The following is a 19,623-nucleotide window of genomic DNA, read 5'->3' as shown; positions in this document are numbered from 1 at the left end:
CCCACGCGGTTCACCACATGCATACCGAACCGTCTCCGCATACCGTGCGGCATGCGAAGGGTGTACCGCGTGGGCAGAGCCCACCCTACGTCGGCGTCACAGGTCGAGCACCAGCACCTTCGACTTGGAACGCGAGCAGCACGGCGTAAACTGATCGTTCGCCGCCTGCTCCTCCTCCGTCAGATACATGTCGCGGTGATCCGGCACGCCTTCCAGCACGCGCGTCAGGCAGGTCCCGCAGACACCCTCCTCGCAGGAATACGGCACCTCGACGCCCGCATCAAGCAGCACCTTGATCACCGTCTGCCCCGGCGGCACCGTCAGCAGCTTGCCGCTGGACGCGAGCTTGACGTCGAAGGGCTGGTCGCCGGTGGTGTCCACCGCCGCCGCACTGAAGTATTCGACGTGCAGCTGGGCCGCCGGCCAGCCTTGCGCCCTGGCGGTGTCGAGCACGTACGAAATAAAACCCTGCGGGCCGCACACGTACAGGTGGGTATCGGCCTGGGGATTGGCCAGCAGCGCCGCCATGTCGAGCTTCTGGGCCGCGTCGCCGCTGTCATAGTGGAAGTGCACCAGGTCGCGCAAATGCGATTCGCCCAGGCGCTGCTTGAACGCCGCCTTTTCCGGCGAGCGCGCGCAGTAATGCATCTCGAAGGCGGCGCCCCTGGCGGCCAGCGTCTCGGCCATCGCCAGGATCGGCGTCACGCCGATGCCGCCGGCCAGCAGCAGGGTGCGTTTCGCCTCCACCAGCGGGAAGTGGTTCTTCGGCTCGGAAATGCGCAGGACCGAGCCGACGTCGATGTGGTCGTGCATCGCCTCGGAGCCGCCGCGCGAATCGGCGTCGCGCAGCACGCCGATCTGGTAGCGATGGGTCTCGCCCGGCGCATTGCAGAGCGAGTACTGGCGAATCAGGTTGCCCGGCAGGTGGACGTCGACGTGGGCGCCGGCCTCGAAAGCGGGCAGCGCGCCGCCATCGACGCGCACCAGCTCGTAGCTGCAGATGCCGTCGGCCTCGTTTTGCCTGGTCGCGACGCGAACTTCAATCGTGCTCATGGCGCGAACTCCTTCATCTCTTCTTTCTGCAGCCACTGGTCGATGATGCGGCGCGACTGCACGCCGCCGGCGTCGATGTTCAGCATGAGCAGCTTGCGCTCCGGGTGGCGCAGGATGTTCTGCTGCTGCAGCTCCAGCATCTCGCGATCCTCGCCGAAGATCTTGCCCTGGCCTTCGCGGATGGTCTTGGTCAGTTCCGCATCCTCCGGCTTGAAGTTGCGCGCCATGCCCCAGAAATACCAGTGCGAGGTTTCGGTTTCGGGGGTGATGAAGTCGACCACGATGGAGGACGCCTTGTACTCGGCCGGCGCGTTGTAGCCGCCCTTGCCCGCATGCGCGACGCCGACCTCGATCATCACGTGGCTCGGCGCGTTGAAACGGCAGATCTGCCAGCGGTCGACCGGCACGTCGTCGGCCAGGTGGTTGCCGCGCAGGGCCGCCTGCCAGAACGGCGGCGGCATGATGTTTTCCATGAAGCGGCTGGTGACGACCTGCTCGCCTTCGACCTTGGTCGTGACCGGCGCCTCGTCGATTTCCTTCTGGCCGATCGAGGACGCGTGGACATAGGTCTCGTGGGTCAGGTCCATCAGGTTGTCGACCATCAGGCGGTAGTCGCAGTTGATGTGGTACAGGCCGCCACCATAGGCCCATTCCGGGTTGTCGGCCCACTCGAGGTGGTGGATGGTGGCCGGGTCGGCGGCTTCCTTGTCGCCCGTCCAGACCCAGATGAAGCCATAGCGCTCCTCGACCGGATAGCTGCGGATGCAGGGGAAGCCGCGCACGCGCTGGCCCGGCATGCTGATCGCCTTGCCTTCGCAGCCCATTTCCAGGCCGTGGTAGCCACAGACGAGGTTACCGTCACGGACGAAACCGAGCGAGAGCGGCGCGCCGCGGTGCGGGCAGAAATCCTCGACCGCGGCGACCTTGCCGCCCTGGCCGCGATAGAACACGATCTTTTCGCCGCAGATCTGGCGACCCAGGGGCTTGCTGTCGATTTCATCGGGCGTGCAAGCTACATACCAGGCGTTTTTCGGGAACATCCTTGTCTCCTCCATCATGTGGAATTAATATTCAGTGTACTGAATGTCAGGAAAAGTATCACGCGTTTGCGGCACGAAGTAAACTGTGTTTTCAAACTTTTTTCATGGTGCGCTGCACCAACTCCTCATAAGCAATATGCCTACAGAAAAAGCACGCGATGGACGGGGCGAGATGCTCGATTTGTACCAGCATCCGGGCCACTTGCTGCGCCGTGCCCAGCAGATCTCGGTGTCGATTTTTTACGACGAAATGGGGAATGAACTGACGCCCGTGCAGTACGCGATCCTGAGCCGGCTGGCCGAACATCCGGGCATCGACCAGGTATCGCTGGCCGGCCTGGCGGCGATCGATACCTCGACCGGAGCGACCGTGTGCGCGCGGCTCGAAGAAAAGGGGCTGCTGGAGAGAAAGGTGATTCCGCATAACCGGCGCCAACGGGCCTTGAGCATCACGGCTGCCGGAAAGGCGCTGCTGGACGGACTGGTGCCGGGCGCGCAGCGGCTGCGGCAACGGCTGCTCGAGCCCTTGAGCGCAGACGAGCAGCGGGTCTTCATGGGCTTGCTGGCCAAGCTGGTGCACGAAAACAACGAGCAGAGCCGGGCGCCGCTGGCCCTGCCCGCGGCCGTGGACAATGCGGGCGCCTGAGCCTGCACCAAAAGGCCGATGTAGTCGTCGATATCCCCCCGCCTGCCCCCGTGACGGCCGCCGCTTTCGAAAGCTCAGCCGGTTGTCCTACAAGCAGCTGGGGTCGCGCCCCACGTTGTGCATTGCAGCATTGGCGATAATGTCTGAAAGAACTGGAGACTTCATCGATCTTTTAGGAGTCGCACATGCTGCATATCGTATTCAATGCCTGGACCTCGGCCGCACTGACGGGTTGGACCAATGTGTCCGGCCTCGGTGGGAGCCCCTCTGTCCAGGAGAAGGCAAGCGGCACATTCAACAGTGGCAAGTTCGAGAGCGCCGCCGGCACCCTGGACTATAAACTGTTTGTCCCGAGCACCTACGACGGGACACCCATGCCGCTGGTCGTCATGCTGCACGGCGGCGGTCAGGACGCGGATGATTTTGCGCGCGGCACCGGCATGAATGAGCTTGCCGAAGAATGCCGGTTTCTCGTGCTGTATCCCGAACAGTCCAGCGGCAGCAACTGGCAGCGATGCTGGAACTGGTTCGAGAAAGCACACCATGAACGCGGCCAGGGAGAGCCGGCCCTGATCGCTGGAATGACGCGCGAAATACTGTCCGGATATGCCGTCGACGAGACCAGGGTCTGTATTGCCGGCTTGTCCGCGGGCGGCGCGATGGCCGTCATCATGGGCCGTGTCTACCCCGACCTGTTCACTGCGGTCGGCTGTCACTCCGGCCTGGCGCATCGCAGTGCGACGGACGGCTATGCCGCATTGCAGGCGATGCGCGATGGTGTCGATGCATGCCAGGTCGCTCAAAACGAATCCTCCCCGGGCGTTCCCGTCATCGTCTTCCATGGCGATATGGACACGACCGTCCACGTGAAGAACAGCACGGGTATCGTCCAGCAGTCGATCGACACCTATCTCGCGCAAACGCTGGACGAGGAGGTGGAACTTGCGTTTTCGGAAAACACCGGCGAAACGGCCAGCCGGCGCTTTACCCGCAGCGTCCACTGCGGGAAAGCCGGCGAGGTCGTCGCCGAACACTGGACCTTGCACGGGGCCGGCCATGCCTGGTCGGGCGGAAACCGCCGTGGAAGTTACACGGACGCGCATGGGCCGGATGCGAGCAAGGAAATGCTCCGGTTTTTCCACCTGCCCGTGCCTGGCGATACCGAGCGCCTGGTCCAGTGACGATCGTTCGAACCCCGGCTGCAGGAGCCTGAACCCCGGCACCGACGCCTTTACTCCACGCCAGGATCCTTGAACTTCTCGACCTTGTCGAATTCGACGTTGTACACGCCGCCATCGACCTGCTCTGCCTTGCGGATATACACCGTCTGGACGATGTCGCGGGTGGCCGGATCGATCGTGACCGGGCCGCGCACGCTCGTCCAGGACTGGCCTTTCATCGCTTCCAGCAGGGCCGGGCCCTCGCTCTTGCCGCCGGTTTTCTTCAAAGCGGCGTACAACAGGTGCATGCCGTCATAGGCACCGACGGCGTGGAAGTTCGGGCGCATGTTCTTGTTCGCCTTGGTGAAGGCGGCCACGAAGGCCTTGTTTTCCGGTGACGGATGGGCGGCCGAGTAATGGTGGCTGCTGACCACGCCCAGGGCCGCAGGGCCGATGCTCGGCATCAGGTCGTCGTCGAGCACGTCGCCGGTGGCGATCAGCCTGATGCCGGCTTGCGCCAGGCCGCGGTCGGTGAACTGCTTCAGGACGGCCGCGCCCTCGCCCGACGGCACGAAGACGAACAGGGCGTCCGGCTTGGCGTCCTTCACGCGCTGCAGGAAGGGCGAGTAATCCGGGTTGCGTAGCGGCGCGCGCAGCGAGGCGACAATCTTGCCGCCGGCCTTGGTGAAGTCCTTCACGAAGACCTTCTCGGCGTCGATGCCGGGGCCGTAGTCGGACACAAAAGTCACGACCGACTTGATCTTGTTCTTCGCCGCCCACTGCGCCATCGGCGCCGTCACCTGCGCCAGCGTGAAGCCGGTGCGCACGATGTAGGGCGAGCGTTGCGGAATGACGGAAGTGGCCGCGTTCATGACGATCATCGGCACCTTCGCCTGCGTGGCCACCGGGGCGGCGGCAAAGGCGAGCGGCGTCAGGCCGAAGCCGGCCAGCACCTGCACCTTGTCGCGCGAAACCAGTTCCTGGGCGATGCGCTTGGTGACGTCCGGCGAGACGCCGCCGTCGTCCTTCAGGATGATCTGCACTTCGCGGCCGGCCACGGTTGCGCCGTTCTGCTGCATGAAGAGTTTGACGGCGGCGTCGACCTGGCGGCCGGTGGAGGCGAAGGGGCCGGACATCGGGACGATGAGGCCGACTTTCAGGGGCTCGGCGGCGGTGGCCAGGCCGGCGGACAGCAGGGCTGCGCCGAGCAGGATGGTGCGGCGGGTGGTGTTCAGGTGGTTCAAGGTTGTCTCCTGTTTTTTATGTATGTGCGCCCCGTAGGCGCCTGGAATAACCGTAGGGTGGGCTCGGAGAGCCCGGTGAAACCGTCATCGAGGCCATTGGCCTCGATGACCCCATACGTTACGCGACTGCTACCAATCGATCCAACTTCTCGCCATCGGCCAGAAGGCTTGCAGAATCCGAGTCGTGCACGATCCGCCCGCGATCGAGCACGATCGCACGCGAAGTCAGCGACAAGGCCAACCGCGCATGCTGCTCCACGACGATGACGGACATGCCCTCCTCCGCCACCAGCTTGCGAATGACGCGCACCAGCTCCTGCACGATGATCGGCGCGAGACCCTCCATCGGCTCGTCCAGCAGCAGGATGCGTGGGTTCGTCATCAGGGCGCGCGCAATCGCCAGCATCTGTTGCTCGCCGCCCGAGAGCTGGTTGCCCATGTTGGCGCGGCGCTCGAACAGGCGCGGGAAGATCTCGTAGATTTTCGCGAGGTTCCAGGGACCGGGACGGGCGACCACGGTCAGGTGTTCCTCGACGGTCAGCGAAGGGAACATGTGGCGTTCCTGCGGCACCCAGCCCAGGCCTGCGCGCGAGCGCTTCCAGGTCGCCACGCGGGCGATGTCGGCGCCGCCCCAGCGGATCGACCCCTTGTGCAGGCGCGTCAGGCCCATCAGGGTGACAAGCAGGCTGGTCTTGCCGACGCCGTTACGGCCCAGCAGCGCCAGGCTGTCTCCTTCGTTCATCGTGAACGACACGTCTTCCAGCACGATCGATTCGCCGTAGCCGGCGGTGACCTTGTCCAATGCCAGCAATTCAGCCATGTTCGGCCTCCCCCAGATACACTTCTTTTACGCGCGGGTCGGCGGCAATCTCGTCCGGCGTCCCTTCGGTCAGCACTTTCCCGCCCACGAGCACCGTGATGCGGTCGGCAAAGCGGAACACGAGTCCCATGTCGTGCTCGATGAAGACGACCGTCACGTCGCGCGGCAGCGCGGCGATGACTTCGAACAGTTCCTTGCTCTCGGCCGAGGGAATGCCGGCTGCCGGTTCGTCCAGCAGCAGGATCTTCGGTTTCGTGGCGAGGGCCAGCGCGATCTCGACCAGGCGCTGTTTGCCGTAGGCCATGCTTCGGGTGATCGAATTGGCTTCGTTCGTCAGCTTCAGCGTGGCCAGCAGCTCCATCGCCTCTTCCACCACCTCGTCATGCTTCTCGACCGTCTTCCACCACACCTTCTGCAGGCCGCGGCGTTCGCAAATCGCCAGCACCACCGATTCGAGCACGGTCATGCCCGCGAACAGGGTGTTGATCTGGAAGGTGCGCGTCATGCCGAGTTTGACGCGCTCGTGCTGCGGCAGCTTCGTGATGTCGTGGTTGCCCAGGTAGACCGCGCCGCTGGTCGGCGGGAAGCCGCCGGTCAGCAGATTGATGAACGTGGTCTTGCCGGCGCCGTTCGGGCCGATCAGCGCGTGGCGCGCGCCGGGCTCGAAGTTGAGCGTGATGTCGGTATTCGCCTTGAAGCCGCCCCATTGCTTCGAGAGCCCTTCGGTACGCAAGGTGTTCGTCATGCTGGCTCCTTAGGTTTGAATCGCGCGAAGATTTTTTCCGCGCCGCCCATGATCCCGCCGCGTGCGAACAGCACGATCAGCACGAGGAACAGGCCGATATAAAACTGCCAGTAGGCCGGATCGAGCCCCGAGATCTTGTCCTGCGCCACCATGAACACGGCCGCGCCGATCAGCGCGCCGTACAGGCGGCCGGTCCCGCCCAGCACCAGCATGATCAGGAGTTCCGCCGAACGCGGGAAGCCGAGTACGTCGAGGCCGACGAACTGGGTCGTCTGCGCCAGCAAGGCGCCCGCCACGCCGGCCACCGCCGCGCCGATGGTGAAGATGGCTTTCAGGCGGCGGTCGACGTTGGCGCCGATCGCCGGCATGCGCCGCCCGCCTTCGCGGATGCCGCGCAGCGACATGCCGAAGGGAGAATTCACCAGGCGGCGCAGCACCACGAACAGGAGGAACAGCACGCCGAAGCTGTACCAGAAGGCGGTCTTGCCATACAGGTCGAACTCGAACACGCCGAACAGCTTCCCCGTGGCCATGCCCGACAGGCCGTCGACCCCGCCGGTAATGAAGGCAGCCTTGTTGGCCGCTTCAAACAGCATCAGGCCGATGCCGAGCGTGACCATCAGGCGCGCCAGGTCCTGGCCGCGCACGACCAGGAAGCTGACGATGAAGCCCACGATGCCGGCGACGATTGCCGCCGCCAGCACCCCGGAAATCGGCTCGCCCCAGCCGTGCACGGACAGCAGGCCGGCCGTATAGGCGCCGAGCCCGAAGAAGGCCGCGTGGCCGAGCGAGACGATGCCGGCATAGCCCAGGATCAGGTCGAGCGACAGCGCGAACAGGCCGACGATCATGATCTGGCTGACCAGCACCAGGTAGTCCGGGAACAGGAAGTAGGACGCCACCGGCAGCAGCCAGAACGCGATCTCGAGCGGCTTCCAGCGGTCGTTCGGAAGGCGCAGCGCGGATTTGTCCATGGCGGTCACAGGCTCGTTATTGGAAGCACCGGCGGCGCTCTTGGCTTTCAGGGCGGAAGTGGAAAAGGCACTCATGCTTTCCTCCGCACCAGACCAAACGGGAACAGGATCAACAGGACGACCATCAGCGTGTAGATGACGAAGGCGCCCACTTCCGGCACATAGTATTTGCCGGCCACATCGAACACACCCAGGATCAGCGCCGCGATCAGCGGACCCTTGATCGAACCGGCGCCGCCGACGGCGACCACCAGCAGGAAATAGACCATGTATTTCACGGGGAAGCTCGGGTCCAGGCCCAGCACGTCGATGCCCAGGCCGCCGCCGAGGCCGGCCAGGCCGGAACCGAGGGCGAAGGTCAGCGAAAAGACGCGGCTGACGTTGATGCCGAGGCCCGCGGCGGCGGTCTGGTTGTCGACCGAGGCGCGGATCTGGGCGCCGAAGCGGGTACGCTCGATCAGCAGGTAGAGGCCGAGCGTGATCAGCACGACGACGCCGATCAGGAACAGGCGATAGGAACCGAGGTCCAGGCCGAGGACGTGCACCTGGCCGCGCAGCCAGTCCGGCAGGTTCACAGGCTGCTGGGTCGGCCCGAACAGGAAGGTGGCGCCGGCCACCGACATGAAGGTCAGGCCGATCGAGAACAGCACCTGGTCGAGGTGGGTCGCCTGGTACAGCTGGCGGTACAGGGTGCGTTCCAGCACCAGGCCGACCACCGCGGCCGCCAGGAAGGCGAGCGGCAGCGTGGCCAGGAAAGGCAGGCCCAGCTTGCTGAGCAAGGTGACGCAGACATAGCCGCCGACCATGGCAAAGGCGCCGTGGGCCAGGTTAATGAAGTTCATCATGCCCATCGTGACCGAGAGGCCGACGCTGATCAGGAATAACAGGCTGCCGTAGGCGATGCCGTCGAAGAGGACGCCGATGAAATTACCGATCATGGCCGCCTCCCCTGTGTCGTGAAGTGCTGGTTCATGCTTTTGTCTCCTGCTTATCGTTTTTCAGTGCTGCGGTACTGCCTCAGACCCGTTCGATCACCATCGCAATCCCCTGCCCCACGCCGATGCACATCGTGCACAGCGCGTAGCGCCCGCCGGTGCGGTGCAGCTGGTACATGGCGGTGGTGACGAGACGGGCGCCGCTCATGCCCAGCGGGTGGCCGAGGGCGATGCCGCCGCCGTAGGGGTTCACCCTCGGATCGTCGTCGGCAACGCCGAGTTCGCGCAACACGGCCAAGCCTTGCGATGCGAAGGCCTCATTGAGTTCGATGATGTCCATCTGGTCGATGGTCATGCCGAGCTGGGTCAAGAGCTTCTTGGTGGCCGGCGCCGGGCCGATGCCCATCACGCGCGGCGGCACGCCCGCGGTGGCCATGCCGACGATGCGGGCACGCCTGGTCAGACCGTATTTCTCGGCCGCTTCGCTGCTGGCCAGCAGCACGGCGCAGGCGCCGTCGTTCACGCCCGAGGCGTTACCGGCGGTGACGCTGCCTTCCGGATGCACGACGCCCTTGAGTTTCGCCAGGGCTTCGAGGCTGGTTTCGCGCGGATGCTCGTCCTTCTCGAAGCTGATGTGATCCCCTTTTTTCTGGGGAATCAGTACCGGGACGATCTCGTCCGCGAACAGGCCTTCGGCCTGGGCGCGCGCCGTCTTCTGCTGGCTGGCGAGCGCAAACTTGTCCTGGTCTGCGCGCGAGACCTTGTAGTCGACGGCGACGTTCTCGGCCGTCTCCGGCATCGAATCGGTGCCGTACTGGTGCTTCATCGCCTTGTTCGGGAAGCGCCAGCCGATCGTGGTGTCGTAAATCGTGGCCTGGCGCGAGAAGGCGGATTCGGCCTTGCCCATCACGAAAGGCGCGCGCGTCATCGATTCGACGCCGCCCGCGATCATCAGCTGCGTCTCGCCCGACTTGATGGCGCGTGCGGCGATGCCGATCGCGTCCATGCCCGAGCCGCACAGGCGGTTCACGGTGGTGCCCGGGACATCGGCCGGCAGGCCGGCCAGCAAGGACGACATGTGGGCCACGTTGCGGTTGTCTTCGCCGGCCTGGTTGGCGCAGCCGAAGATCACGTCGTCGACTTGCGTCCAGTCGACGCCGGGATTGCGCTTCATGAGTTCGCGCAGCGGGATGGCGCCGAGGTCGTCGGCACGGACGTCCTTCAGGGCGCCGCCGTAGCGGCCGATCGGGGTGCGGATTGCGTCGCAGATAAAAGCGTCGGTCATGATCATCCTCTCGAATCAGGAAGCCAGCAGGGTCGCGGAAGTGGCGGCCTGCAGCTCGTCAAAGGTAAGGCCCGGCGCCATCTCGACGACGCGCAGGCCATCCGGGGTGACGTCGAGTACGGCCAGGTCGGTATAGATGCGGTTCACGCAAGCCACGCCGGTGAGCGGATAGCTGCACTCGCGCACGATCTTGCTTTCGCCGGTTTTCGTCTGGTGGTCCATCATCACGTAGACCTTTTTGGCGCCGAGGGCCAGGTCCATCGCGCCGCCGACTGCCGGAATCGCGTCCGGCGCACCGGTGTGCCAGTTGGCCAGGTCGCCCTTTTCGGACACCTGGAAGGCGCCCAGCACGCAGATGTCGAGGTGGCCGCCACGCATCATGGCGAAGGAGTCGGCGTGGTGGAAATAGGCGCCACCCGTCAGGATCGTCACCGGCTGCTTGCCGGCGTTGATCAGGTCTTCGTCCTCTTCGCCGGGCGCAGGCGCGGGGCCCATGCCGAGCAGGCCGTTTTCACTGTGCAGGAAGACTTCGCGGTCTTTCGGCAGGAAGTTGGCCACCTTGGTCGGCAGGCCAATGCCGAGGTTGACGTAGGCGCCTTCAAAGATGTCCTGCGCCACCCGGGCCGCAATCTGGTCTCTCGTGTAGCGGTTCATGCTGCCTCCTTCACCACGCGCTGCACAAAAATGCCCGGCGTGACGATGTTTTCCGGGTCGAGTTCGCCGAGCGGCACGATCTCGCTCACTTGCGCGATGGCGACCTTGGCGGCCATCGCCATGATCGGGCCGAAGTTGCGCGCGGTCTTGCGGTAGACGAGGTTGCCCCAGCGGTCCCCTTTCAGGGCCTTGATGAGCGCGAAGTCGGCGTGGATCGGCGACTCGAGCACATAGTGGCGGCCGTCGATCAGGCGCGTCTCCTTGCCCTCGGCCAGCAGGGTGCCGTAGCCGGTCGGGGTGAAGAAGCCGCCGATGCCGGCGCCGGCGGCGCGGATGCGCTCGGCCAGGTTGCCCTGCGGGGTCAGCTCGAGCTCGATTTCGCCGGCGCGGTACAAGGCGTCGAAATGGTGCGAGTCGCTCTGGCGCGGGAAGGAGCAGATGATCTTGCGCACCCGCTTGGCAGCCAGCAGCGCGGCAAGGCCGGTATCGCCGTTGCCCGCATTGTTGTTCACGATGGTGAGCTCGCGCGCGCCCTGCTCGATCAGCGCGTCGATCAGTTGGGCCGGCATGCCGGCATTGCCGAAGCCGCCGATCATGACGGTCGCGCCGTCATGCACGTCGGCGACGGCACGTTGCAGCGATTCAAAGGTTTTATCGATCATGTGTCCACCTTGATGTGCACCGCACGAATCGTGCGTGACGCACTTGAAAGAATGTTGCAGTTGTTCGATAATCGAACTAATGGTTGATTACCGCCCAACCAGTGTAGTGGCACGCTGGCCGAAAGGTCAAGAAAAAAAGACCGACTCATAAATCCGACCCGGCGCACTCCCCTGCATTAAAATCCCGCCATGACAAAATCGACCATGCAATCAAACGAGCCCGACAGCCCTGAAGTCCCCGAAGAGCGCGAACCGACGATCGCCGAACAGATCGACGCGCTGACCGACCCCAGCTTCATGACCTCGCTGGCGCGCGGCCTGGCCGTGGTGCAGGCCTTCAGCGACTCGCGCAAGCCGCAAACCATCGCGCAGATCAGCCAGAAGACCGGCATCCCGCGCGCCGCCGTGCGCCGTTGCCTGTTCACACTGCAGCAGCTCGGCTATGTCGAGGCCGAACTGAACAATTTCTCGCTGCGTCCGAAGGTACTGACACTAGGTTACTCCTACCTGTCGTCCACACCGCTCACGGTCTCCAGCCAGCCCTACCTGAACGGCATCAGCGCGCAGCTCGGCGAATCCTGTTCGCTGGCCGTGCTCGACGACGGCGAAGTGCTGTACGTGGCGCGCTCCGCCGCTTCGCGGGTGATGTCGGTGGCCCTGAACACGGGCAGCCGCCTGCCGGCCTACTGCACCTCGCTCGGCCGCGTGATGCTGGCGCACCTGGCGCCCGACGCGCTGGACGCGTATTTCGCAAAAGCCAGACTGAAACCCATGACCGACAAGACCGTCACCAGCCAGAAGCGCCTGCGCGAGATTCTGCTGCAAGTGCGCCAGGACGGCTATGCGATCAACGACGAGGAACTGGAGCTGGGCCTGCGCTCGATCGCGGTACCGGTGCGCGGCGCCTCGGGCCAGGTGCTGGCCGCGCTGAACGTCGGCGCCCAGGCCAGCCGCGTCAGCGCCGACAGGATGCGCGAAGAATTCCTGCCGGTGCTGCAGAGGGGTGCGCAGGAATTGGCGGTGCTGCTGCCGTAGAGACTCGTCCGGATGACTACTAACCGCTGCGCACCGTAGGGTGGGCTCTCCGAGCCCACGCGTGATACGTGCCTGCTCCGTTATCGTGCTCGACGATCTCGCCGTCGCGTATCACCGCGTGGGCACGGAGTGCCCACCCTACGAATCTACGTTACGCACCAGCCAGCGATGATCAGAAGTGGTGGCGCAGGCCGACCATCACGCCATTCTGACCGAGGCCGGCGCCAACGGTTCCACCCGCATCCAGCGCCACCGCCGACGCGCCCTTGTTATCCATGCGGCCGACAGCCGTATAGACGAAGGTCCGCTTCGACATCGCATAGGTCAGGCGCGCAACATACATGTCGACGTCGTTGGCCGAGTTCTTGGTCTCGCGCCGTGCGACCTGGGCGTCGACGACGAAGGCGCCGATCGGGTGGCTGACGCCGAGGTAGTACAGGTCGGAATCGGTGCGGCCCGTGGCGGCGTTCGTCTCGCGGTCGACCACGCCCCCGCCCAGCTTGGTCGGGCCGAACATCACATAGCCGTTGACGGTTTTGCGGATGTCGGTGTTGGCGCTGCTGGTCAGGCCGCCGGCCGCGCCGACATTGCCGTTCATGCGGTCATACGAGGCATTCAGGCCCCAGGCTTTCGTCTCGTAGCCGACCAGGCCGGTGTACTGGCGGCAGGCGCGCGAGTCGCCCGCCACTTCGCCGGCGCAGTTGGTGGCGGCTGGCCCCCCGGCGGCCGAGGCATCGCGCCCGAAGCTGTAGGTTGCGCCCAGCACGAAGCCGCCGAAATTGCCCATGTAGCCGATCGCATTGTCGCTGCGCGCGTTCGGCAGGTAGGGATCGATGCTGCCGATCGCGAACAGGTGCGGTCCCAGCACGTCGGTCTTCAGGCCCGAGATATAGGTCATGTTCAGCTGGCGGCCGATCGTGACCGTACCCCACGCACCCTTGATGCCGACGTTGGCCTGGCGCCCGAACAGGCGGCCGCCCTGCTGCTGGGTGCCGGTGTCGAGGGCCAGGCCGTTTTCCAGCACGAAGAAGGCCTGCAGGCCGCCGCCGAGGTCCTCGGTGCCGCGGAAACCGATGCGCGACGGGAAGGAACTGGTGAGCGACGGCACCTTGGTGATCGAGTCGCCCGCACTATTCACGTTGGTCAGATGTGCAACGCCGCTGTCGACGATACCGTAGATCTGGACTGCGGTCTGTGCCTGGGCTGCGGACGCGGCCAGGCCGCACATCAGCGCGACGGCGCTGCAGATGGTGTTCTTCATATTGTCTCCGTGTTTTATAAGATGTGTTCGATTATCGAACAAGAGGTTGTTAATCGAACACAAAGCCGATACTATGGTTCTCACGAAAGCTTGTCAACAATATGCGCATGCAGGCTATGATGCAGTGGTGATAACGACACGCTTCCGACAAGACCAACCACAGGAGACACGCATGAAATTCACGACGATTGCCGCGGCCTTTGCCACCACCGCCCTGTTCGCCTTCGCGCCCGGCGCGCAGGCCCAGGACACCATCAAGGTCGGCGTGATCGCCGCCTTCTCCGGCCCCTTCGCCGACTACGGCAAGCAGATGGAGGGCGGCATCAAGGCCTGGATGGCACAGCACGGCGATACCGTGGCCGGCAAGAAGATCCAGATCATCTACAAGGACACCACCGGCCCGGCGCCGGAAGTGGCCAAGCGCCTGGCACAGGAACTGGTGGTGCGCGACAAGGTCGACTTCCTGGCCGGCTTCGGCCTCACGCCGGAAGCGCTGGCCGTCGCCCCGATCGCCCAGCAGGCGAAAAAGCCGATGATCATCATGAACGCGGCCACCTCCGTCATCACCACGAAGTCCGACTACATCGCGCGCTTCTCGATGACGCTGCCGCAGATCTCGGCGCCGATGGCCGACTGGGCGGTCAAGAACAAGATCAAGACCGTCGCTACCGTCGTCGCCGACTACGGTCCCGGCATCGATGCCGAAAAGGCCTTCAGCGAGCGCCTGGTGAAGAACGGCGGCACGGTGGCGGAAGCGATCCGCGTCCCGCTGCGCAACCCGGAATTCGCGTCCTTCATCCAGCGCATCAAGGACGCCAAGCCGGACGCCGTGTTCGTCTTCGTGCCCGCCGGCGAGCAGAGCATCGCCTTCATGAAGGGTTACCGCGAGCGCGGCCTGGCTGCCGCCGGCATCAGGGTCATCGCCACCGGCGACCTGACCGACGACCACGTGCTGCCGGCCATGGGCGACGCCACCCAGGGCGTGATCACCACCTTCCACTACTCGGCCGCGCATAAATCGCCGGAGAACGACGCCTTCCTGAAAAGCTTTGCCGCGGCCAATCCGCAGGGCGGCCGCCCGAACTTCATGGCCGTCGCAGCGTATGACGGCATGAACGCGATCTACCAGGTCAGCCAGAAACTGAACGGCAAGATCGACGGCGACAAGGCAATGGAGGTGCTGAAGGGCATGAAGATCCAGAGCCCGCGCGGCCCGATCAGCATCGACCCGGCCACGCGCGACGTGGTGCAAACGGTGTACGTGCGCAAGGTCGAGAACGTCAACGGGCAACCCTACAACGTCGAGTTCGACCAGTTCACGAACCAGAAAGATCCAGGGAAATAAACCCTCGGAATGCTCGCCCGGCCTGTCCCGCACAGGCCGGTGTCGGATGTAAAGATACGTAAATACGGCGCCGGGAGTGCGGCGCCGCGCTAGCCCCGCCCCCCAGCCGGCAGGGGCATCAGCCGGGCAATTTCCGGCTGCCTCACCTTGCTTGACATCCTTTTTTCGCTACCGATACTGAACCCCTTCAACGTTTTCCTCGTTCGGTTTTGTGTCTTTCCCTCTGCCCTTTCACTGCTGCCGCCCATCCCGGCCGGTACGCCTCTGATCCTTTTCCCTTATGCATGGGTGTAGGGTGCGCCCCGCGCGCGCGTTGAATGTCTGTTTTTTTCAGGAGTCACCAGATGAGAAAGCACCTTCTGTCGGCGCTCGCGCCATTCGGTTTATCTCTGCTTGCAACTACCGCCCATGCGGACACGGTGACGGCGCGTCAACCAGCGCGCGCGCCCCACCCGGACAACGTATTCACACGCATGTTTCCCGGCCTGCCCTCCTTCGCGCCGCAGACCGGTACGGCGCGCGCGGCGCTGCAGCGCATGGGCGCACGCAACGACCTGATCGACGCCGGCGACAAGCTCACCGACCCGGTCCAGTCGATCCTCAATCCATCCGTGTTCAGCCCGAACAATCCGGACAACCCGAACATGACCGCGGGAATGACCTTCCTGGGCCAGTTCCTCGACCACGACATCACCTTCGACAAGAAGTCGATCCTGAACGCGAACGCCTCGCCGACGCAGACGGTGAACTTCCGCACCGCGGCCTTCGACCTCGATTCGGTCTACGGCAACGGGCCGGCGGGTTCGCCCGAACTGTACGACACGGGTTCCGGCCGCATCAAATTCCGGCTCGAGCGCATCCCCGGTTCCGAGACCGTGTCCCGGCATGGCGCGATGCGCAACGACCTGCCGCGCGACCGCGCGGGCAATGCCATCGTGGCCGAAAGCCGCAACGACGAGAACCTCGTCATCTCGCAGATGCAGGTTGCCCTGCTCTCCTTCCATAACCGGATCACCGATTTCCTGGCGGCCCAGCCGGCCTACAGGGGGGCCCCGGCCGAGCGCATCTTCGCCGACGCGCGCCGTCTCGTGACCTGGCACTACCAGTGGATCATCCTGCATGAGTTCCTGCCGCTGACGATCGGCCAGGAGCGGCTCGATGCGATCCTGCGCGACGGCCTGCAGTACTACCGGCCGCAGGACGCCGTGAACCGCTTCAGGATGGGCGACGGCCACGAGATGCCGCGCATCCCGATCGAATTCAATGCCGCCGTGTACCGCTTCGGGCACTCGCAGGTGCGCCCCAGCTACCGCGCCAATTTCGGCCCCACCGGCGGCACACCCTTCTTCGCCTTCATCTTCGACGACACGGAAAATCCGGCGGCGCCCGATCCGAACGACCTGCGCGGCGGCAAGCGGGCGGCGCGCCGCTTCATCGACTGGCAGACCTTCTTCGATTTCGGCGACGGCAACATGCGTCCGAACAAGCGCATCGATACCAGGCTGTCGTCGCCGCTGATGAATTTGCCGGGCTCGCGCGCGCCCTCGCCGGGCCTGCCGAACGACGGCGTCCAGGCACTGCCGGCCCGCACCCTGAGCCGCCACATCAATTTCGGCATCCCGTCCGGCCAGGCCATCGCGCGCAGCATGCACATGCCGGTGCTGGCGCCGAGCCAGCTGAGCGAGCTCGCTCCCTACGCGCTCGATCCACGCACCACGCTGGCCAGCTCCACGCCGCTGTTCTTCTACATCCTGAAGGAAGCCGAGGTGATGGAACACGGCCTGCGCCTCGGACCGGTCGGCGCGCGCATCGTCGGCGAAGTCTTCGTCGGCCTGCTCAGGGAAGACCCCGGGTCCTGGCTGCGCGCCGCGCCGCAGTGGAAACCCACGCTGCCCACGAGCCACCCCGGCGACTTCCGCATGGCCGACCTGCTGCAGTTCGCGGGCGTGGTGGCGCCGCTGTAGGCGCTTCTACACCTGACCCTCAGAAACCGAGCACGAAGCGGGCGCCGCCCGTCACGGGACGCACGTGGCGGACGGTGCCCCCATTCGCATGCACCAGCTGGCGCACCAGCGCCAGCCCGATCCCGCGCCCGCCCTTCCGGGTGGTGAAGAAGGGCGTGAAAATGTGCGGCAGCAGTTCTTCCGGCACGCCGGGACCGTTGTCGCTGACCTCGATGCGCAGCCGCGCGCCGCGCACCAGGCGCGCGTGCACGGTGGCGCGCGGCGCCGCCAGGCCCGCGGTCGCTTCAAACGCGTTCTTCAACAGGTTGATCAGGGCCTGTTCGAGCTGGCCCGCATCGGCCACCAGCGCCAGCGAGTCCGGCTCGACCAGGATGCGCAGCTCGCCGCCGCGTGCGCGCCAGGCCGGTTCGACCAGCATCGACACGCGCACCAGCAGCTGTTTGAGCGCGACCTGCTCCGGCACCGGTTCCGGCATGCTGGACAGGCTGCGGTAGCTGCCGACGAAATCGGCAAGGCTGGTCGCGCGGCGCGCGATGGCGTCGAGCGCCGCGCCCAGGTCGGCGGCGAGTTCGGCTTCAACTTCGCCCTCGAGCTGCGGCTGGAGTTCCGCCAGCATGCCCTGCGCCGTGTTCGACAGCGAGGCCACCGGCGTGAGCGAATTCATGATTTCGTGGGTCAGCACCTGCACCAGCTGGCGCCAGGCGTTCAGGGTTTCGGATTCGAGCTCGCTTTCCACCGGGAGCAGCGCGGCAATGCGCTGCGCCTTGCCCTGCACCGTCAGCGAGGACATCGCCACCATGGCGCGTTCGACACCGCGTTCGGTGTCGAAGGCGAGCAGCGCGCGGCCGCTCGCCGGCTGCGCGGCCAGCTGCGAGCAAAGTGCCGCGCGATCGGTCACGCGCCCGGGCGCGAGCAGCTGGCGCGCGCTGGCATTCAGGGGCGCGGCCTCGCCTGCGCAAGTGGAGGGATCGAGCAGGAACAGCGCGACCGGCGCATGTTCGAGGCGGGCTTCCAGCACCAGTGCGTCGTCCGCTCGCCGCAGCATCGGCGGATCTGCCTGGGCCATTTGCGCCGGCGGCGGCGCCATGCGAGACAGCGCGCGCCATACGAGCCAGGCGGGGACGAGCGCCGCCAGCGCGCACGTGACCTGCAGGCGCGGCGAGCCCGCCGCGGCCCCGGCAGCGGCCGCCAGCGCCATCAACGCGGCCACACCGGCAAGGGCTCCGCGCCGCAGCGAAGCGCTAGAGGCCATGCTTCTCGAGCTTGCGGTACAGGGCGGCGCGGCTCAGGCCGAGCCGGCGCGCGGCCTCGCTGATATTGCCCTTCGCCTGGGCCAGTGCGGCGGCGATCGCGCCGCGCTCGACTTCGCCCAGGGTCTGGTCATCGAGCGCGGGAGCGGCCAGCGCGGATGGCGCGACGGCCGGCGTGCCCAGGCCGAAGTCCCCGGTCTCGTAGGCCGCGCCCGCCGCCAGGATCACGGCCCGTTCGCAGGCGTGGCGCAGCGCGCGGACGTTGCCCGGCCACTGCCATGCGAGCAGCGCCGCCTGTGCCGCGTTCGACAGCGCGCGCGCCGGCCGCGCGTACTGCGCTTCGTAGTGCGCCAGGTAGTGGCGCAGCAGGCCAGGGATGTCGCCGCGGCGCTCGCGCAGCGGGGGCACCCGGATCACGATGGTATTCAGGCGAAACAGCAGGTCGGGACGGAACACGCCCGGGTCGAACAGGCTCGCTTCATCGAGATTGGTGGCGCTGACGATGCGCACGTCGACCGCCTGCGGCCGGTCGGCGCCGAGCGGCGTCACTTCGCGCCGTTCCAGCGCGGCGAGCAGCTTGGCCTGCGCCGGCAAGGGCATGTTCCCGACCTCGTCGAGGAACAGCGTGCCGCCGCGCGCGGCCTGGAAGCGGCCGTCGCGGTCCGCCTTCGCATCGGTGAACGAACCCTTGCGGTGGCCGAACAGTTCGCTCTCGAAGGTCGCTTCCGGCAGCGCGCCCATGTCCACGGCGAGGAAGGCGGCGCCGGCGCGTTTCGACGCGGCGTGGATGGCGCGCGCCACCAGCTCCTTGCCGACACCGTTCTCGCCCAGCACCAGCACGTTCGCCTCGGTGGGACCGACACTCGCCACCATCGCCCTGACTGCCGCCATGGCGGGCGACTCGCCCATCAGGATCGACGCGGCGCCGGCAACGCAGGCCGTGCTACGGCGCGCCAGGGCGGCATCGACGGCGGCCAGCAGGCGCGCATTGTCCCAGGGTTTGGTGATGAAGTCGCCCGCGCCGCGCTTGAGCGCCTCCACCGCCAGCGGCACGTCGGCGTAGGCCGTCAGGGCGATCACGGCCGGCGGCCGCGGTTGCCGGCGCAGCAGGTCGAGCACGGCGAGGCCTTCGGCGCCGTCCGTGCGTCCCGGCGTAAAGTTCAGGTCGAGCAGGACCACGTCGGGCACACCCTGCGCCAGGGCCAGCGCCAGCCGCGCCGGGTCCTGCAGCACCGTGACTTCGCCGTGGCGGCGGCGCAGCAGCATCCGCGCGGCGAAGGCCACGTCGGCGTCGTCGTCGAGGATCAGGATGCGGGCGGTGGTCGGTTCCATGGCGGCCTGGCTGGGTTGAAGTCCGGGGCATTCTAGCAGCGAAGATGAGATGGCGAAATCACAAGTTCGCCGTGCCCGCACACCTGTCCGGATATGAACACCTGCCCTGTCCGGGAGCGGACAGGCCGACTGCAAAAGCGGGCGAAAAGGGCTTGGGGCCGCCATGGCACGGCGCTTGCAATGACAGGTCCTGTCACCACTCTCCGGGCCCCTCATGT

The 19,623-nt window shown here is 65.9% G+C and carries 18 protein-coding genes; 5 read left to right on the top strand and 13 right to left on the bottom strand.

Annotated elements, in window-relative coordinates:
• Positions 1-96 precede the first annotated feature (96 nt).
• Both LPB04_RS14695 and LPB04_RS14690 read right to left on the bottom strand, forming a co-directional pair.
• Positions 97-1,053 (bottom strand): PDR/VanB family oxidoreductase, encoded by a 957-nt coding sequence (locus LPB04_RS14695; protein ID WP_193685279.1) that lies wholly within the window; start codon positions 1,051-1,053, stop codon positions 97-99.
• The gene (locus tag LPB04_RS14690; protein ID WP_193685278.1) at positions 1,050-2,093 is read right to left on the bottom strand and encodes an aromatic ring-hydroxylating dioxygenase subunit alpha; all 1,044 of its coding nucleotides are present in this window, start codon (positions 2,091-2,093) and stop codon (positions 1,050-1,052) included. The genes LPB04_RS14695 and LPB04_RS14690 overlap by 4 nt, the downstream gene beginning before the upstream one ends.
• A 136-nt stretch (positions 2,094-2,229) precedes the next feature.
• Between LPB04_RS14690 and LPB04_RS14685 the strand changes: the two genes are divergently transcribed.
• Both LPB04_RS14685 and LPB04_RS14680 read left to right on the top strand, forming a co-directional pair.
• Positions 2,230-2,739, top strand: a complete 510-nt coding sequence (locus LPB04_RS14685; RefSeq protein ID WP_193685277.1) for a MarR family winged helix-turn-helix transcriptional regulator — start codon at positions 2,230-2,232, stop codon at positions 2,737-2,739.
• A gap of 185 nt (positions 2,740-2,924) precedes the next feature.
• Positions 2,925-3,920, top strand: coding sequence for an extracellular catalytic domain type 1 short-chain-length polyhydroxyalkanoate depolymerase (locus LPB04_RS14680; protein WP_193685276.1), 996 nt, complete (start codon positions 2,925-2,927; stop codon positions 3,918-3,920).
• Positions 3,921-3,970: 50 nt separating this feature from the next.
• Here the strand turns inward: LPB04_RS14680 and LPB04_RS14675 are convergent, their stop codons facing one another.
• The 8 genes from LPB04_RS14675 to LPB04_RS14640 all read right to left on the bottom strand — a co-directional run bounded on the left by LPB04_RS14675 (position 3,971) and on the right by LPB04_RS14640 (position 11,218).
• Entirely contained in the window at positions 3,971-5,134 is a 1,164-nt protein-coding gene (locus LPB04_RS14675; protein ID WP_193689013.1) for an ABC transporter substrate-binding protein, read from the bottom strand.
• Between the two features lie 127 nt (positions 5,135-5,261).
• Positions 5,262-5,963 carry an ABC transporter ATP-binding protein gene (locus LPB04_RS14670; RefSeq protein ID WP_193685275.1) on the bottom strand — a complete coding sequence of 234 codons (702 nt, stop codon included), beginning with the start codon at positions 5,961-5,963 and terminating at the stop codon, positions 5,262-5,264.
• The gene (locus tag LPB04_RS14665; RefSeq protein ID WP_193685274.1) at positions 5,956-6,708 is read right to left on the bottom strand and encodes an ABC transporter ATP-binding protein; all 753 of its coding nucleotides are present in this window, start codon (positions 6,706-6,708) and stop codon (positions 5,956-5,958) included. Before LPB04_RS14665 ends, LPB04_RS14670 begins: the two co-directional genes overlap by 8 nt.
• The gene (locus LPB04_RS14660) at positions 6,705-7,682 is read right to left on the bottom strand and encodes a branched-chain amino acid ABC transporter permease (protein ID WP_193689012.1); all 978 of its coding nucleotides are present in this window, start codon (positions 7,680-7,682) and stop codon (positions 6,705-6,707) included. The genes LPB04_RS14665 and LPB04_RS14660 overlap by 4 nt, the downstream gene beginning before the upstream one ends.
• Before the next feature lie 71 nt (positions 7,683-7,753).
• Positions 7,754-8,620 carry a branched-chain amino acid ABC transporter permease gene (locus LPB04_RS14655; RefSeq protein WP_193685273.1) on the bottom strand — a complete coding sequence of 289 codons (867 nt, stop codon included), beginning with the start codon at positions 8,618-8,620 and terminating at the stop codon, positions 7,754-7,756.
• Between the two features lie 79 nt (positions 8,621-8,699).
• Positions 8,700-9,902 carry a 3-oxoadipyl-CoA thiolase gene (gene pcaF / locus LPB04_RS14650; protein ID WP_193685272.1) on the bottom strand — a complete coding sequence of 401 codons (1,203 nt, stop codon included), beginning with the start codon at positions 9,900-9,902 and terminating at the stop codon, positions 8,700-8,702.
• Between the two features lie 15 nt (positions 9,903-9,917).
• A complete protein-coding gene (locus LPB04_RS14645; RefSeq protein ID WP_193685271.1) occupies positions 9,918-10,556 on the bottom strand; it encodes a CoA transferase subunit B in 639 nt (212 codons plus the stop codon).
• Positions 10,553-11,218, bottom strand: a complete 666-nt coding sequence (locus LPB04_RS14640) for a 3-oxoacid CoA-transferase subunit A (RefSeq protein WP_193685270.1) — start codon at positions 11,216-11,218, stop codon at positions 10,553-10,555. The genes LPB04_RS14645 and LPB04_RS14640 overlap by 4 nt, the downstream gene beginning before the upstream one ends.
• A 204-nt stretch (positions 11,219-11,422) precedes the next feature.
• On the opposite strand from LPB04_RS14640, the gene LPB04_RS14635 reads away from it, so the two are divergent.
• On the top strand, positions 11,423-12,253 hold the full coding sequence (locus tag LPB04_RS14635; RefSeq protein ID WP_227496416.1) for an IclR family transcriptional regulator domain-containing protein: 831 nt from the start codon (positions 11,423-11,425) through the stop codon (positions 12,251-12,253).
• A gap of 172 nt (positions 12,254-12,425) precedes the next feature.
• Here LPB04_RS14635 and LPB04_RS14630 read toward each other — a convergent pair whose 3' ends face one another.
• Positions 12,426-13,514, bottom strand: a complete 1,089-nt coding sequence (locus LPB04_RS14630) for a porin (RefSeq protein ID WP_193685268.1) — start codon at positions 13,512-13,514, stop codon at positions 12,426-12,428.
• A gap of 172 nt (positions 13,515-13,686) precedes the next feature.
• Here LPB04_RS14630 and LPB04_RS14625 point away from each other — a divergent pair, with 172 nt between their 5' ends.
• Both LPB04_RS14625 and LPB04_RS14620 read left to right on the top strand, forming a co-directional pair.
• The gene (locus LPB04_RS14625; RefSeq protein ID WP_193685267.1) at positions 13,687-14,859 is read left to right on the top strand and encodes an ABC transporter substrate-binding protein; all 1,173 of its coding nucleotides are present in this window, start codon (positions 13,687-13,689) and stop codon (positions 14,857-14,859) included.
• A 344-nt stretch (positions 14,860-15,203) separates the two neighbouring features.
• Positions 15,204-16,823 (top strand): peroxidase family protein, encoded by a 1,620-nt coding sequence (locus LPB04_RS14620; protein ID WP_193685266.1) that lies wholly within the window; start codon positions 15,204-15,206, stop codon positions 16,821-16,823.
• A gap of 19 nt (positions 16,824-16,842) precedes the next feature.
• Here the strand turns inward: LPB04_RS14620 and LPB04_RS14615 are convergent, their stop codons facing one another.
• Positions 16,843-18,075 carry a sensor histidine kinase gene (locus LPB04_RS14615; protein ID WP_193685265.1) on the bottom strand — a complete coding sequence of 411 codons (1,233 nt, stop codon included), beginning with the start codon at positions 18,073-18,075 and terminating at the stop codon, positions 16,843-16,845.
• Entirely contained in the window at positions 18,065-19,405 is a 1,341-nt protein-coding gene (locus LPB04_RS14610; protein WP_193685264.1) for a sigma-54-dependent transcriptional regulator, read from the bottom strand. Before LPB04_RS14610 ends, LPB04_RS14615 begins: the two co-directional genes overlap by 11 nt.
• Positions 19,406-19,623: the final 218 nt, after the last annotated feature.

The sequence above is a fragment of the Massilia litorea genome (assembly GCF_015101885.1).
GTDB classification, from domain to species: Bacteria; Pseudomonadota; Gammaproteobacteria; order Burkholderiales; family Burkholderiaceae_D; genus Telluria; species Telluria litorea.
Note: the sequence above shows the minus strand (reverse complement) of the source record. Positions and strands in the feature narration are given on the sequence as shown.

Bases quoted from the DNA above. Each gene is read 5' to 3' on its own strand.
- LPB04_RS14610 (WP_193685264.1), bottom strand. From the start codon at position 19,405: ATGGAACCGACCACCGCCCGCATCCTGATCCTCGACGACGACGCCGAC.
- LPB04_RS14640 (WP_193685270.1), bottom strand. From the start codon at position 11,218: ATGATCGATAAAACCTTTGAATCGCTGCAACGTGCCGTCGCCGACGTG.
- LPB04_RS14660 (WP_193689012.1), bottom strand. From the start codon at position 7,682: ATGGACAAATCCGCGCTGCGCCTTCCGAACGACCGCTGGAAGCCGCTC.
- LPB04_RS14635 (WP_227496416.1), top strand. From the start codon at position 11,423: ATGCAATCAAACGAGCCCGACAGCCCTGAAGTCCCCGAAGAGCGCGAA.
- pcaF (WP_193685272.1), bottom strand. From the start codon at position 9,902: ATGACCGACGCTTTTATCTGCGACGCAATCCGCACCCCGATCGGCCGC.
- LPB04_RS14625 (WP_193685267.1), top strand. From the start codon at position 13,687: ATGAAATTCACGACGATTGCCGCGGCCTTTGCCACCACCGCCCTGTTC.
- LPB04_RS14645 (WP_193685271.1), bottom strand. From the start codon at position 10,556: ATGAACCGCTACACGAGAGACCAGATTGCGGCCCGGGTGGCGCAGGAC.
- LPB04_RS14695 (WP_193685279.1), bottom strand. From the start codon at position 1,053: ATGAGCACGATTGAAGTTCGCGTCGCGACCAGGCAAAACGAGGCCGAC.
- LPB04_RS14690 (WP_193685278.1), bottom strand. From the start codon at position 2,093: ATGTTCCCGAAAAACGCCTGGTATGTAGCTTGCACGCCCGATGAAATC.
- LPB04_RS14670 (WP_193685275.1), bottom strand. From the start codon at position 5,963: ATGGCTGAATTGCTGGCATTGGACAAGGTCACCGCCGGCTACGGCGAA.
- LPB04_RS14630 (WP_193685268.1), bottom strand. From the start codon at position 13,514: ATGAAGAACACCATCTGCAGCGCCGTCGCGCTGATGTGCGGCCTGGCC.
- LPB04_RS14615 (WP_193685265.1), bottom strand. From the start codon at position 18,075: ATGGCCTCTAGCGCTTCGCTGCGGCGCGGAGCCCTTGCCGGTGTGGCC.
- LPB04_RS14655 (WP_193685273.1), bottom strand. From the start codon at position 8,620: ATGATCGGTAATTTCATCGGCGTCCTCTTCGACGGCATCGCCTACGGC.
- LPB04_RS14685 (WP_193685277.1), top strand. From the start codon at position 2,230: ATGCCTACAGAAAAAGCACGCGATGGACGGGGCGAGATGCTCGATTTG.
- LPB04_RS14680 (WP_193685276.1), top strand. From the start codon at position 2,925: ATGCTGCATATCGTATTCAATGCCTGGACCTCGGCCGCACTGACGGGT.
- LPB04_RS14620 (WP_193685266.1), top strand. From the start codon at position 15,204: ATGAGAAAGCACCTTCTGTCGGCGCTCGCGCCATTCGGTTTATCTCTG.
- LPB04_RS14665 (WP_193685274.1), bottom strand. From the start codon at position 6,708: ATGACGAACACCTTGCGTACCGAAGGGCTCTCGAAGCAATGGGGCGGC.